The organism is Pseudoalteromonas sp. CR1, from assembly GCF_019392235.1.
GTDB lineage: Bacteria > Pseudomonadota > Gammaproteobacteria > Enterobacterales > Alteromonadaceae > Pseudoalteromonas.
This window is the reverse complement of sequence record NZ_JAHXRM010000356.1, coordinates 1-261: the sequence shown is the minus strand read 5'-3', so window position 1 is coordinate 261 and position 261 is coordinate 1. Positions and strand designations below refer to the sequence as shown.

1 protein-coding gene is annotated in these 261 nt (G+C 64.8%); it reads left to right on the top strand.

Annotated elements, in window-relative coordinates; all coding sequences use genetic code 11:
• A partial coding sequence (locus tag KZZ04_RS19690; protein WP_219423957.1) for an ABC transporter permease subunit occupies positions 1-261 on the top strand: 261 nt, incomplete at both ends.

The following is a 261-nucleotide window of genomic DNA, read 5'->3' as shown; positions in this document are numbered from 1 at the left end:
GGCAACCGGCTTCGTCGCGGGGGTGGCGATTGGCTGGTCCACGCGGATCGGCTACTGGCTGCACCCGGTGTTGCGCATCCTTGGCCCGGTGCCCTCGACGGCATTGTTGCCGCTGTGTTTTTTCCTGTTCCCCAGCAGTTGGAGCGCCAGCGTTTTCCTGATCGCCCTGGCCACCTGGTTTCCGGTCACGGTGCTGACCTGGTCCGGCGTGGCGAGTGTGGATAAAGCCTATTACGACGTGGCGCGTACCCTGGGCGCCAA